Annotated in this window: 13 protein-coding genes and 1 pseudogene; 8 read left to right on the top strand and 6 right to left on the bottom strand. The window is 73.5% G+C overall.

Annotation, left to right across the window (positions count from 1 at the left end; translation table 11 throughout):
• Positions 1 to 71 precede the first annotated feature (71 nt).
• Both ACFC02_RS28815 and ACFC02_RS28810 read left to right on the top strand, forming a co-directional pair.
• Positions 72 to 1,439, top strand: coding sequence for an L-serine ammonia-lyase (locus tag ACFC02_RS28815; RefSeq protein ID WP_376363302.1), 1,368 nt, complete (start codon positions 72 to 74; stop codon positions 1,437 to 1,439).
• A 153-nt stretch (positions 1,440 to 1,592) separates the two neighbouring features.
• A complete protein-coding gene (locus ACFC02_RS28810) occupies positions 1,593 to 2,147 on the top strand; it encodes a GH25 family lysozyme (protein ID WP_376363299.1) in 555 nt (184 codons plus the stop codon).
• A gap of 36 nt (positions 2,148 to 2,183) precedes the next feature.
• On the opposite strand, the pseudogene ACFC02_RS28805 reads toward ACFC02_RS28810, so the two are convergent.
• Positions 2,184 to 2,858 (bottom strand): annotated as a pseudogene (locus tag ACFC02_RS28805) (NADPH-dependent F420 reductase); the annotation flags it as partial.
• Positions 2,859 to 3,160: 302 nt separating this feature from the next.
• Entirely contained in the window at positions 3,161 to 3,544 is a 384-nt protein-coding gene (locus ACFC02_RS28800) for a peptidase inhibitor family I36 protein (RefSeq protein ID WP_376363296.1), read from the bottom strand.
• Positions 3,545 to 3,843: 299 nt separating this feature from the next.
• On the opposite strand from ACFC02_RS28800, the gene ACFC02_RS28795 reads away from it, so the two are divergent.
• Genes ACFC02_RS28795 through ACFC02_RS28785 form a run of 3 tightly spaced genes read left to right on the top strand, consistent with a single transcriptional unit; the run spans position 3,844 to position 6,366 of the window.
• Positions 3,844 to 4,644 carry a peptidoglycan-binding protein gene (locus ACFC02_RS28795; protein WP_376363293.1) on the top strand — a complete coding sequence of 267 codons (801 nt, stop codon included), beginning with the start codon at positions 3,844 to 3,846 and terminating at the stop codon, positions 4,642 to 4,644.
• The gene (locus ACFC02_RS28790) at positions 4,641 to 5,546 is read left to right on the top strand and encodes a DUF2690 domain-containing protein (RefSeq protein WP_376363290.1); all 906 of its coding nucleotides are present in this window, start codon (positions 4,641 to 4,643) and stop codon (positions 5,544 to 5,546) included. The genes ACFC02_RS28795 and ACFC02_RS28790 overlap by 4 nt, the downstream gene beginning before the upstream one ends.
• 43 nt (positions 5,547 to 5,589) lie before the next feature.
• On the top strand, positions 5,590 to 6,366 hold the full coding sequence (locus ACFC02_RS28785; RefSeq protein WP_376363288.1) for a DUF4253 domain-containing protein: 777 nt from the start codon (positions 5,590 to 5,592) through the stop codon (positions 6,364 to 6,366).
• 69 nt (positions 6,367 to 6,435) lie between these two features.
• Here the strand turns inward: ACFC02_RS28785 and ACFC02_RS28780 are convergent, their stop codons facing one another.
• Positions 6,436 to 7,338: an SAM-dependent methyltransferase gene (locus ACFC02_RS28780; protein ID WP_376363286.1), complete on the bottom strand. Its 903-nt coding sequence runs from the start codon at positions 7,336 to 7,338 to the stop codon at positions 6,436 to 6,438.
• Positions 7,339 to 7,441: 103 nt separating this feature from the next.
• Positions 7,442 to 8,848 carry a helix-turn-helix domain-containing protein gene (locus ACFC02_RS28775; protein ID WP_376363305.1) on the bottom strand — a complete coding sequence of 469 codons (1,407 nt, stop codon included), beginning with the start codon at positions 8,846 to 8,848 and terminating at the stop codon, positions 7,442 to 7,444.
• Positions 8,849 to 9,068: 220 nt separating this feature from the next.
• Between ACFC02_RS28775 and ACFC02_RS28770 the strand changes: the two genes are divergently transcribed.
• Complete coding sequence (locus ACFC02_RS28770; RefSeq protein ID WP_376363283.1) at positions 9,069 to 9,848, top strand: DUF4232 domain-containing protein; 780 nt, start codon at positions 9,069 to 9,071, stop codon at positions 9,846 to 9,848.
• Between the two features lie 220 nt (positions 9,849 to 10,068).
• Positions 10,069 to 10,284 (top strand): hypothetical protein, encoded by a 216-nt coding sequence (locus ACFC02_RS28765; RefSeq protein WP_376363280.1) that lies wholly within the window; start codon positions 10,069 to 10,071, stop codon positions 10,282 to 10,284.
• Here ACFC02_RS28765 and hemB read toward each other — a convergent pair.
• Complete coding sequence (gene hemB, locus ACFC02_RS28760) at positions 10,248 to 11,240, bottom strand: porphobilinogen synthase (protein WP_376363278.1); 993 nt, start codon at positions 11,238 to 11,240, stop codon at positions 10,248 to 10,250. The two genes, ACFC02_RS28765 and hemB, sit on opposite strands and share 37 nt — an antisense overlap.
• Positions 11,241 to 11,250: 10 nt before the next feature.
• On the bottom strand, positions 11,251 to 12,330 hold the full coding sequence (locus tag ACFC02_RS28755; RefSeq protein WP_376363275.1) for a helix-turn-helix transcriptional regulator: 1,080 nt from the start codon (positions 12,328 to 12,330) through the stop codon (positions 11,251 to 11,253).
• A gap of 70 nt (positions 12,331 to 12,400) precedes the next feature.
• Between ACFC02_RS28755 and ACFC02_RS28750 the strand changes: the two genes are divergently transcribed.
• The gene (locus ACFC02_RS28750; RefSeq protein WP_376363272.1) at positions 12,401 to 12,790 is read left to right on the top strand and encodes a VOC family protein; all 390 of its coding nucleotides are present in this window, start codon (positions 12,401 to 12,403) and stop codon (positions 12,788 to 12,790) included.
• The last annotated feature ends 5 nt before the right edge of the window (positions 12,791 to 12,795 follow it).

Here is a 12,795-nt window from a genome sequence, read left to right as displayed (position 1 = left end):
GACCCCGGCGCCCGCGCGCCGCCCGCCCTCTTTCCCGTCCCCTCGCACCACCCCCGCATTGAGGAGTCCCCGTGGCCATCTCGGTCTTCGACCTGTTCTCGATCGGCATCGGCCCGTCCAGCTCCCACACGGTCGGCCCGATGCGCGCGGCACGCATGTTCGCCCGCCGGCTGCGCAGCGAGGGTGTGCTGGAGCGGACCGCGTCGCTGCGCGCGGAGCTGTACGGCTCCCTCGGCGCGACCGGCCACGGCCACGGCACACCGAAGGCGGTGCTGCTGGGCCTGGAGGGCGACTCGCCGCGCACGGTGGACGTGGAGACGGCGGACGAGCGGGTGGAGCGGATCAAGGCCGCCGGCCGCCTGAACCTGCTCGGCGAGCACGGGATCGCGTTCTCCTTCGACGACGACATGGTCCTGCACCGCAGGAAGGCCCTCCCCTACCACGCCAACGGCATGGCCCTGTGGGCGTACGACGCCTCGGGCGCCGAGCTGCTCACCAAGACGTACTACTCGGTGGGCGGCGGCTTCGTCGTCGACGAGGACGCGGTGGGCGCGGACCGCATCAAGCTGGACGACACGGTGCTGAAGTACCCCTTCCGCACGGGCGACGAACTGCTGCGCCTGACCCGGGAGACCGGCCTGTCGATCTCCGCGCTGATGCTGGAGAACGAGCGGGCCTGGCGCTCCGAGGAGGAGATCCGCGAGGGCCTGCTGGAGATCTGGCGGGTGATGCAGGCGTGCGTGACGCGCGGCATGAACCGTGAGGGCATACTGCCCGGCGGCCTCAAGGTGCGCCGCCGCGCGGCGGTCACCGCGCGCCAGCTGCGCGCGGAGGGCGACGCCGCCGCCCGTGCCATGGAGTGGATCACGCTGTACGCGATGGCCGTGAACGAGGAGAACGCGGCCGGCGGCCGGGTGGTCACCGCTCCGACGAACGGCGCGGCCGGCATCATCCCCGCCGTCCTGCACTACTACCTCAACTTCGTGCCCGGCGCGGACGAGGAGGGCGTGGTCCGCTTCCTGCTGGCGGCCGGCGCCATCGGCATGCTGTTCAAGGAGAACGCCTCCATCTCCGGCGCCGAGGTCGGCTGCCAGGGCGAGGTCGGCTCGGCCTGCTCGATGGCGGCCGGGGCGCTCGCCGAGGTGATGGGCGGCACGCCCGAACAGGTCGAGAACGCCGCCGAGATCGGCATGGAGCACAACCTCGGCCTGACCTGCGACCCCGTCGGCGGTCTCGTCCAGATCCCGTGCATCGAACGCAACGGCATGGCCGCCGTCAAGGCCGTCACCGCCGCCCGCATGGCCCTGCGCGGCGACGGCTCCCACAAGGTGTCCCTGGACAAGGTCATCAAGACCATGAAGGACACCGGCGCGGACATGTCGGTGAAGTACAAGGAGACGGCGCGCGGCGGGCTCGCGGTGAACATCATCGAGTGCTGACCGGCCGGCGCCGCACCGCCGTGCGGCCCGGCGTGCGCGCCGTGCGCTCCGGCCTGGGCTGATGTTCGAACACCCTGGAGGGATCGAACGTACCGAAGTGGGGCAGAACTCAAGCGACGACTCCTCCCCCCACGGTTCCCCCAGGGAGTTTGCATGCTGCACGGCATCGACGTGAGCGCGTACCAGTCCGCCACCTACGGCACGGACGGCCTCTCCTTCGTCTTCATCAAGGCGACGGAGGGCCGTTCGTACGTCAACTCCAGGCTCGCCGCCCAGGCCAAGCACGGCCGCGACGCCCATCTGGTCGTCGGCTTCTACCACTTCCTGTGGCCCGGCAACATCACGGCCCAGGCCGAGTACTTCCTCTCCCACGCCCCCGAGAAGCGGGGCGACGTCCTCGCCGTCGACTGGGAGACCACCGGCGAGGGCACCCACGCCTCCAACGCGGAGAAGGACTCCTTCATCCGCAAGGTGAAGCAACTACGGCCGCACAACAGGGTGTTGCTCTACACCAACCGGCACTTCTGGCTGAGCGTCGACACCACCTCCTACGCCGGGGACGGCCTGTGGATCGCCGACTACGTCTCCGCCGGCCACCCCCGCATCAAGGCCAAGTGGCGTTTCCACCAGTACACCGACAGCCCCCACGACACGAACGTGGCGAACTTCTCCAGTGCGGCGGCGCTGCGGGAGTGGGCGGGCGCGTAGGACCCCGGGGCGGACGCGGGGCGGTTCCGCGGCCGGTCAGGCCCGGAAGTCCGCCGGGCGCTCGGGGGAGGCCTCCGCCAGGGCCCTGGTGACGGCGTCGACGCCCTCCTGCAGCCCGTAGACCGGGGTGCCGGGCTGCTGGCGCCAGGAGTCGTCGATGGTGCCGGAGTCCACCGTGTCGAAGCCCAGTTCCTCGATCAGCGCCCGTACCTTCGCCTTGGCCGCCGCGTCGTCACCGGCGACCGGCAGCGCGAGGCGGCCGGGGTCGCCGGCCGGGCGGGGGCGGTCCAGGAGGTCCTGGGCGTAGGTGCCGTTGAACGCCTTGACCACGGGGTGGCCCAGGTGCCGCGAGGTCCAGCGGCTCTCGGTGAGGCCCTCGTCCTCGATCACCGCGATCCGGCCGTCCCGCTGGGGGTAGTAGTTGCCGGTGTCGATCACGACCGCGCCGTCCGCCGCCCCCGCCAGCAGGTCGGACGGCAGGTCCGGGACCGCCTTGAGCGGGACGGTGACCACGACGACCTCGGCGCCGCGCGCCGCTTCCTCCACCCGCACGGCGGTCGCACCGGTCTCCTCGGCCAGCGCGGTCAGGGTCTGCGGGCCGCGCGAGTTCGCGACGGAGACCTCGTGCCCGAGGGCGGTGAGCCGCCGCGTCAGGTTGCCGCCGATGTTGCCCGCCCCGATGATGCCGATCTTCATCTCAGTTCGCCTCGCTCTTCCGGAGGTCCGGAGGTCGGTACCGGTGTCGTGTCCTTGCCGTACAGCATGTGCAAGGCACCACCAACCCCGGCCGGGAGCGGGCTATTCCGGGCGTGGGCCGGACGGGTCACCGGGGCCGGTGGGGCGGGGCGGCCCCCGAGGGGCCGTCGGGGCCGCGCGGGCCCGGCGCCGGGCGTACCGCGGGCCGTGTGACAGGTGCGGAGAAGGGGCGCCCCACAGCCGGCGGGGGGCCCCGCGGGGGGGGGGCCCCCCCCCGCCGGGGAGGTGCCGGCCCCCGGGCGTCGCTACGGGCGGGGTCAGTGGCAGTTGACCCACTCGTTGGACTTCTCGTACCAGTGCGTGTCACCGGTTCCCTTGGCGCCCCTCTTGATCACGCCGTGGGACCCGCGCTGCTTCTTCTCGCTGGACCACCTGTAGTCGCACTTCTGGCCGTGGTTGTACCAGGACTTGAAGTTCTGGAAGACCGAGAACTTGGTCAGGTCGTCGTTCTTCCCGGCGACCTTCTGCATGTGGCCGGTGTAGTTCTTCCCGGCCCAGACGCAGAAGTAGCCCGACGGACAGCTCGACGCGGCCTGCGGGGTGGCCACCGCCGCTTCGGCGGCGCCCGCGCTTCCGGCCAGCAGTCCGCCGGTGAGCGCGATTCCGCCGGCCAGGGCGGCGAACTTCCTCGTCATGTACATCGCGGTTCCCCCTTCGAGTCGTGGGTGGGCCGACCGCACCGGCCGGCTCGCCATCGAGACTGCGGGACGGGGAGCGGGGGCCGCCACCGTCGCCGGGGAAGTGACGTCACGACGGGACGTCCCACTCGCTGACCTGCTGGGACGTGGCCAGATGAGTCGGTGGGGCGGGACGCACGCGGCCCGGACCGGGTGGCCGATTCGTTACACGTGCGCGCGCCGCGGCCCGGTACGGGCCGACGCCGCTGGGGCAGAATGCGGAGGAGTCCGGGACCAGGGACCGCGAACGCGAATGGGGGAACATGTCGCGTTGGAAAGAGCTGCCCGCCGAACTGAACCCGCGAATCCGCCAGTTGGTGATCCGCATGCGCCGCCTCAAGGACCGCAGCGGGCTGAGCACGCGCCAGTTGGCGGCGAAGACGGGCTACAGCACGAAGTCGTGGGAACGCTATCTGAGCGGCAGGTCGCTGCCGCCCCGGGAGGCCGTCGAGGCGCTGGCCAGGATCGGCGACGACGACCCGACCCCGCTGCTGGCGCTGCACGAGGTGGCCGCCGACGCCTGGGAAGACGGCAGGGGGGCCGGGCCCGTACCCGAAAGCGGCACCGCCGCGGCGTCCGGGACCGCCTCGCAGGGCACGGACGGGAGCGGGACCGGGAAGCGGCCCGCCGGGCGTGCGCTGCCGGCTGCGGTCGTGGCGGGGGTGGTGACCCTGGCCCTGGCCGTCGCCTCCGTGGTCCTCGTCGTCGTGCGGTACTCGGACGGCACCGACCGGACGGCGGCCCACCCCGGCCCCTCCTCCGCGCCGGCCATCGCGTCACCCGCACCTTCGAGGCCCACGTACACCTGCCGCTACCAGTGGATCGACGGCCACTGGTACGCGGGCAACAGCCGTGCCCAGGACGTCATCCTGACCAACGGCCTGGCCGGCCCGGACATCGCCGAGGCGCAGTGCCTGCTGCGCCGGGCGGGCCTGGCGCCCGGGGACGTCGACGGGATCTACGGTCCGAAGACGGAGAACGCCGTCAGACGCCTGCAGAAGCGGGCCGGCCTGGTCGTGGACGGGATCATCGGGCCGCACACCTGGAAGGCCCTGCGGCGATGACGGCGCCGACACCACCGCCCCGGCCCGCACCGCCGGCCCGGGCCACGCCGGCGGCCCCGTCACCGGAACACGCACGGCTGACCGCCGTGCTGCGGGACCTGAAACAGCGCACCGGCCTGAGCCTGGCGGCGCTGGCGCGGCAGACCACGTACAGCAAGTCCTCCTGGGAGCGATACCTGAACGGCAAGGCACTGCCGCCGCGCCAGGCCGTGGTGGACCTGTGCCGGCTCGCCCGCGAGCCGCAGGGACGCTGTCTCGCCCTGTGGGACATCGCGGAGTCGCAGTGGAGCGGACGCGCGGCGGAAGCACCCGCGAAGACCGCCGGCTCCGCCTCGTCCGGGCCGCGTCCGCCGTCGCCGCCGGACGGGACCGGGCGGGCCGGGAAGAAGAGCGTGGCGCTGGTGGTCCTCGCGTCGGTGTGTGCCGTGGCCGTCGGGAGCGTGGCGGCGGTCCTCTTCCTGCTTCCGCGCCGCGAGTTCCCGCCCCGTTCGTCGCTGTCCGCGTCGCCGCCCGCCGTCGGCCCCCGCTGCCGTGCGGCCGGCTGCGAGGGGAAGGACCCGATGCAACTGGGCTGCGCCGTCGGCCTGATCACCCTCGCCTCGTACCGCACGGCCACGGGGGCACGGGTGGAGTTGCGCTACCACCCGGGGTGCGAGGCCGGCTGGGCCAGGATGTGGCACACGCGGGTCGGCGACCGGCTCCGCGTGAGTGCGGGCGGAGCCGCCCGTTCCGCCGAGGCGAAGGACACCATCGACACCTCCTCCTACGTCTACACCCCCATGGCCGCGACGCGTCCCGGAGCCGTCCTGCACGCCTGTTTCCGGCCGGTGCGGGACGGCAGGACCGAGTGTTTCGACGGCCGTGTCCCCCTGGGCGTGCCGCACCCGGAGGCCACCGGGTGACTCCCGCACGGCTGTTGTCAGTGGCTGCCCCTACAGTCGCGGCATGGCGACTCTTCCCAACCCGCTGCCCAAGCTGGCGGCCGAGCCGAGCGGGCGTTCGCTCGGGTTGCAGCTCCCGCCCGGAAGCCTGATCGACGCCACGGACGACGGGCCGTGGCACGAGCCGCTGCTGTGGTGCGCCGGGCGGGCGGCGGCCCCCGGCAACTGGGCGGCGCTGGGCTCCCCCGCCGCCCGGCTGGGACTCCTGCCGGTACTGCTCGACCTGAACGGCGGTCAGGGCGGCCCGCAGGACTGGGACCTGGCGCCCGGCGAGACGTCGTACCCCGGCGACCACGACGCCGAGGACGTGCTCGCGCAGTGCTGGCCCGAGTGGGCGGTGGAGCGTGCGGGCGAGTGGCCCGGTCTGGCCGCGCCGCTGTCCCTGGCCGCCGCTCCGCACGTGCGGGCCGCCGAGCTGGCCGACTCGCTCGCCTCCGGCCGGTCCTGGCTGAGGGACCCGCACCTGGCGCTCGTGCCCGCCCGGCGCAGCGCGGACATACCCGCGGCCATCGGCTGGAGCGGCCCGGCGAACCACGAGGAGGACGTGGCACGGCTGTGCGCGGTCCTGCGCTCGTGGGAGGACCGCTTCGGCATCCGGGTCGTGGCGCTGGGCTTCGATCACCTCACCGTGTCCGTGGCGGCACCGCCCACCACGCCCGCCGAGGCGGGGGCGGTGGCGGCGGAGCACTTCGCGTTCTGCCCGGACAACGTGGAGGAGGACCTGGAGGCGTACGCGCGGGACCTGACGGGCGAACGGTCATGGCACTTCTGGTGGGACTGAGCCCGGCCGTGCGCGCAGCGGCGGGCTGAGAAGGGGGGCGGCGCGGGGCGGGTGCGGGACGGTGCGCGGTCAGGCCTTGCGGGCGATGGCCGCGTAGACGCTGGGGTCGCCCGCCGAGAGGTCGTTGATGTCCTGGTACCTGATCCGGTCGATCAGCTCCAGGGACTCCAGGTACTCGGGGTTCGGCGCGCGGAGCACGGGCGCCGCGCCGTCCGGGCGCCAGTGGTGCACGGGGACGATGCCCGGTTCGGCGGGGGTGAGCCCGTTGTCGCCGAAGAACCGTTCCACTCCTTCGCGCGTGCGCAGCACGAAGGTCAGCCCGCTCTTCTTGAAGGAGCCCACCACCTTGGCGGTGCCCTCCGGATTGAGGTCCTCGGCCAGGTGGCTCAGCACGAGCCAGCTGCCCGGCGCCAGCGCGTCCAGCAGCTCCCGGACCAGGCCGTAGGCCGCCTCGTCCTCGACGAAGTGCAGCACCGCGAGCAGGACCAGCGCCACCGGCCGGTCGAGGTCGAGCGTGCGGGCGGCCTCGCGCAGGATGCGCGCCGGGTCGCGCAGGTCGGCGTCGACGTAGTCGGTGCGCCCCTCGGGGCCGGAGGTGAGCAGGGCGCGCGCGTGGGTCAGCACGATCGGGTCGTTGTCGACGTACACCACCCGGGTCTCGGGGGCGAGGCGCTGGGCGACCTGGTGGACGTTGTCGGCGGTCGGCAGGCCGGTGCCGACGTCCAGGAACTGGCGTACGCCCTCGTCCCGCACGAGCGTGGTGACCGCCCGGCGCAGGAAGTCCCGGTTGTGCCGGGCGGTGAGGAAGCCCCGGGGGTGCTGGGCGATGGCCCGCGCCGCCGCCTGCCGGTCGACCGGGTAGTGGTCCTTGCCGCCCAGGAGGACGTCGTAGACGCGGGCCGGGTGCGGCCTCGTCGAGTCGATCCGGCTCCGCAGCTCGGCGGAGTCGTGGCTGAGGGCATCACCGGGCATGGCGCGTCTCCCTGAAAGGTCGTCCGGTCGGCAACAACCTAACCCGGCACGGTACTTGGGCGGACCCGGGGCGGCTAACCCGGCCCGTCCGGCTCATCCGCGCTCAGGACCCGAGTTCCCGCTCCCAGCCGTGGCCGCCGAGCGGGTTGACGTACCGGTGGCCCTGGCTGCCACTGGTGCGGAACGGCTTGCCGTGGTCGTCCACGCGCACGGTGCCGTGGCGGTCGCCGCTGGACCAGTCCAGCTCCAGGTACCAGCTGACGTCGTGATCGGCGGTGTGCCCGTTGACGTAGAAGACCTCGGGGTCGGACTCGCTGACCTTGTACGGGAAGTTCCGCTGGCCGGCGATGGGCTGGGCCAGCGGGTTGCCGAGGTCCAGCGAGACGTCGAAGGACTTGGTGTCCACCCCGCCGCCGCAGCCGTTGCCCATCGCGTACTCGTCCCAGGTCAGCGGCGCGTCACTGCGCACCACCCGGACGTGCAGGGCCTGTAGCACGACGGTCTCGCTGCCGGTGCCCTGCACGGTCAGCACGACCATCTGGTGGTCGGCGGCCACCGCACCGAGTCCTGTGCTCCAGCCGACCACGTTCTGCAGACCGGGCGGCGTCGGCACGTTCTTCGGGCTGCGGTCCACCAGGAAGCTCTGGTCGCAGGGCATGTCCCAGTAGTACGGGGTGGTGGCCACCGTGAGCGGCACCGCGCCGTTCCCGGCCGCGCCGTTCCCGCCGGGCGGGGCGGTGCGGTCCGGCAGGGCGGGGGTGCGGTGCGCGGAGGCGGACGGGGGCAGGGGGGAGGAAGGGGAGAGCACGGGCGAGGGGGACGTGGACGCGCTGTTGTGCGGGGTCGCCGCGCCGGTGGTGCGCGGGCCGGTCCCGGTGGCGGACACGGCGGCGGCTTCGCGGGTGGCGCCGGTCCGGTCACCGTGGCCGCCCTGCACCAGGTTCACGACGAGCGCGGTGGCCGCGGCGACCGCCACGATCCCGGCACCGGCGAGCAGGGCGGTGGGACGGCGCTTGCGGGGGCGGGCGGAGGCGGGGTCGCGCTCGGCCTGGTTCGCGGTCCCGGGAACGCGGACGGGCGCGGGTCGGCCGACGGGGTGCTCGGAGGCGGACCCGGCCTCGGGCCGTGGGTGCGCTGCGCGCCCGGCTCCGCCCTCGGAGCGAACGTCTGCCTCGGCACCGGCGTCGGAACCGGCGTCGGCACCGGCGTCGGCACCGGCGTCGGTACCGGCCTCCGAGTCGGAGTCGGCGGCCGGCCCCGTGCCCTTCGTACTCCGCAGCGCATCCGCGCGGACCCAGCGGCGGTGCAGTTCGAGCAGTTCGTCGGGGGTCGCCCGGCAGAGGCGGGCCAGCCGCTCGACGGGGGCGTAGTCGGTCGGCACGACGTCCCCGCTGACGTACCGGTGCACGGTCGACGCGCTCATGTGCAGGCGCTTGCCGAGCGCTCCGTAACTGAGCCCGGACCGCTCCTTCAGCTCCCGCAGCAGCTCGGCGAACTCGTCCCCCGCCACCTTCTCTTCCTCTCCCCGCATCCCCGCACGGCATTCCAGGCGGAAGTCGTTCCCGCAGGTCAGACCCGGTTACGGCGTTCCAGCGTCCCTCGTCTTCCGGCACCTGTGGCGCCTGGGACGGAGTCTCCCACAAGCTGTGGACCAGTCGAACACGGCGCTCCCCGCAGCGGGTTGAGCGCCGGCCTCCACAGCCACACGAGCCACTCACGAAGGAGTACCCATGTCTGTCCGCACCGGCCGAACCCGCCGTACCCGCCGTGCCCGCCTGTTCACCGCCACCGCGGTCGCCGTGGCCGCCCTCTCCCTGACCGCCTGCCAGAGCGGCGGCGACGACAACGCCGGCGGCTCCACGTCCGCCGCCGTTCCCGTCGGGTCCGCGCAGAGCGAGCAGCCGTCCGGCGCCGCCGACGGCGGGAAGGCCCCGGGCGACACCGGCACGGGCTCGGACTCCGGGGCGGGCTCGGGTTCCGGCACGGGCTCGGGCTCGGGTTCCGGGTCCGGCAAGGGCGCCACCGTCGGCGGCGGCACCTCGAAGAGCGGCGGCACCCACGGTTCCGGCTCGGGCTCGCAGGCCGCCGGCTCCTCCGACGAGTCCTCCGGCAAGCTCGCGAAGTGCGGTGCCAAGAGCCTTCGTTTCAAGGCCGCCGAGGTCTCCCGGCCCATCAACCACCTGCTGCTGACCGCGACCAACACCGGTTCGCGGACCTGCATGCTGCCGATGTACCCGGCCGCCCGCTTCGGCGAGGCGCAGTCGGTGCCGCCGGTGGCCGAGGACACCAAGCCGCAGGCGCTGACCACGCTGGAGCCGGGTCAGTCCGGGTACGCGGGCGTCCTCCTGTCGGGCGACGGCGGCAACGGGCACACCGTGAACACCCTGACGATCCCGTTCGACGACGGTTCCATCGCCACGGTGGCGCTGCCCTCCAAGAGCGTCTACGTCGACGACAAGCTCATGGTGTCGTACTGGGAGACCGACATGGACACGGCCGTGGACTTCTGATCCGGCGTCCCGTACCGCATCCCGGAGAGACACCGTTTGCGCAGGTCAGGACTGCTGACCGCGTCCCGGTGTCCCACATCGGCGGCAGGCTGTGGCGCGGGGCCTCTCCCGCCGGTCAAGCTGGGCAGGTCCCACGACCGAGCCGGCCACGGCCACCCGCCGCTCCCCACCGCTCAGCCTCGCAGGAACCCGCCCGTGCCCGCCCTCAGGGAGATCTCCCATGCCCGCACGTCCCACCCGTGCCCGTGTCCGGCTGCTCGCCGCGACGGTGCTCGTACTCACCGCCTCCGCCGCCCTCACGGGCTGCAACGACGGTGAGGGCGTACGCGACGAGGGGCCGTCCACGGACTCGGCGTCGCTGGGGCGGCCGTGCGCGACGGCCGCCGCCCAGCCGGCCCCTCAGCCCAGCTTCTGCGCGACCTCGACGGCCCAGTAGGTGAGGATGTTCTGCGCCCCGGCCCGCTTGATGCCGGTCAGGGTCTCCAGGATCGCCCGGTCCCGGTCCACCCAGCCCTTCTCGGCGGCGGCCTCGATCATCGAGTACTCGCCGGAGATCTGGTAGGCGGCGACGGGAACGTCCACGGCGTCGGCGACCTTGGCGAGGACGTCCAGGTAGGGGCCGGCCGGCTTGACCATGACCATGTCGGCGCCCTCCTCCAGGTCGAGGGCCAGCTCGCGCAGCGACTCCCGCAGGTTGGCGGGGTCCTGCTGGTAGGTCTTGCGGTCACCCTGGAGCGAGGAACCGACGGCCTCGCGGAAGGGCCCGTAGAAGGCGGAGGAGTACTTCGCGGTGTAGGCGAGGATCGCCACGTCCTCGCGGCCGATCTGGTCCAGCGCGTCGCGGACGACGCCGATCTGCCCGTCCATCATGCCGCTGGGCCCCACGATGTGGGCGCCCGCGTCGGCCTGGACCTGCGCCATCTCGGCGTAGCGCTCCAGCGTGGCGTCGTTGTCGACCCGGCCCTCGGAGTCGAGGACCCCGCAGTGACCGTGGTCGGTGAACTCGTCCAGGCACAGGTCGGACATGACGAGCAGGTCGTCGCCGACCTCGGCCCGCACGTCCCGCAGGGCGACCTGGAGGATGCCGTCCGGGTCGGTGCCGGCGGAGCCGAGACCGTCCTTCTTGGCCTCCTCGGGCACCCCGAACAGCATGATCCCGGAGATCCCGGCCGCCACGGCCTGGGCGGCGGCCTTCTTCAGGCTGTCCCTCGTGTGCTGCACGACGCCGGGCATGGCCGCGATCGGCACGGGCTCGCCGACGCCCTCGCGCACGAACGCGGGGAGGATCAGGTCCGCCGGATGGAGCCGGGTCTCGGCGACCATGCGCCGCATGGCGGGTGTGGTGCGCAGCCGACGAGGTCGCGTACCGGGAAAGGATCCGTACTTCGTCATGCCCACTACGCTACGCCCGCCCCGGACGCCCTTTTGCCGACGCGGTGTCGACCTCGGGACCGCCTCCCTGGGCCCCGCTGCGGTCGTCATGGTCGCGGTGGTCACCGTGGTCGTCGACGTCGCCGTGTTCGTCGCCGTCACCGCCGTTCGCGCCGAGGAGTTCCCGCGTACGCCGCACCAGGGCCTCGCGCACGGCCGCCGGGGCCAGCACCCGCAGCTGCACGCCCAGGCCGAGCAGATAGGCGGCGAGCCCGTCGGCGTCCGGCCCGCCCACGTCCACCACCGTGGCGCCGGGCCCGTCCGGGCGGTGCGTGCCGACCGTCGCCGGGATCAACTTCAGCGCCCGCTCCATCGGCACCCGCAGCCGGACCGTCGCGGACAGCGGGTAGGGGCCGTTCGCGGTGGAGCGGGAGACGAGCTGCGCCGGGTCGGGCGGGTCGGCCAGCTCCACGGGCTGCCCGGTCGCGTGGATGCGCTCGACCCGGTCGGCGCGGAACGTGCGCCACTGGTCCCGTGCGACGTCCCGGGCGACGAAGTACCAGCGGCGTCCGGTGTGGACGAGCCGGTAGGGGTCGACGTCCCGGACGGTGGCCCGGCCCTGCCCGTCCCGGTACGCCAGCCGGGCGCGCTCGCCCCGGCGGCACGCGGCGGCCAGGTCGAGGAGCATGGCGGAGGTGATCTGCGGTTCGCTGGCCCGGGGCAGGGGCACGAAGGCCGCGTCCATCTCCTCCAGCCGCTCGGCGATCCGCGGGGGCAGCACCTGCCGCAGTTTCAGCAGCGCCGACAACGCGGCCTGGTCACCGCCGAGGGCGCCGCTCAGCGCCGCCTCGCGCAGTCCGACGGCGACGGCGAGCGCCTCCTCGTCGTCGAGGATCAGCGGCGGCACCCGCGATCCGGCCCGCAGCCGGTAGCCGCCCCACGGCCCCGGCTCGGACTCGACGACGTAGCCGATCTCCCGGAGCCTGGCGACGTCCCGCCGCACCGTGCGCTCGGTGACCCCGGTCCGCGCGGCCAGCTCGGCGCAGGTCCACGAGGGGCGGGCGGCCAGCACGGAGACCAGGCGCAGCAACCGGGCGGAGGCACTGATCACGCCGGAAGTGTTCCACAGTGCGCGCACGACCAGGACCGGAACTGTCCTGGTCCCGTCCTACGGTTCTCGCATGAGCGCTGAGAACAGCAACTCCGCCCCCTCGTTCCGCTACGCAGCCGTCACCTTCGACTGCCCCGACCCCGCCGAGCTGGGCCGTTTCTACGGCGAGGTCCTGGACCTGCCGGTCACCTTCGCCACCGACGACTTCGTCTTCCTCGCCCGCGAGGGCGCCCCCGGCCTCGGCTTCAACCGCCTGAAGGACTACCGCCGCCCCACCTGGCCCGACCCCGCCCAGGAGAAGCGGGCCCACCTGGAGGTGGGCGTCGACGACCTGGACACCGCCGAGGCCCACCTGCTCACCCTGGGAGCCACGAAACCCACGACCCAGCCCTCCCCCGACCGCTGGCGGGTCCTGCTGGACCCGGCGGGCCACCCGTTCTGCATCACGACCTTGGTCTGAGCCCC

Source organism: Streptomyces sp. NPDC056160, from assembly GCF_042268205.1.
Lineage (GTDB): Bacteria > Actinomycetota > Actinomycetes > Streptomycetales > Streptomycetaceae > Streptomyces.
Note: the sequence above shows the minus strand (reverse complement) of the source record. Positions and strands in the feature narration are given on the sequence as shown.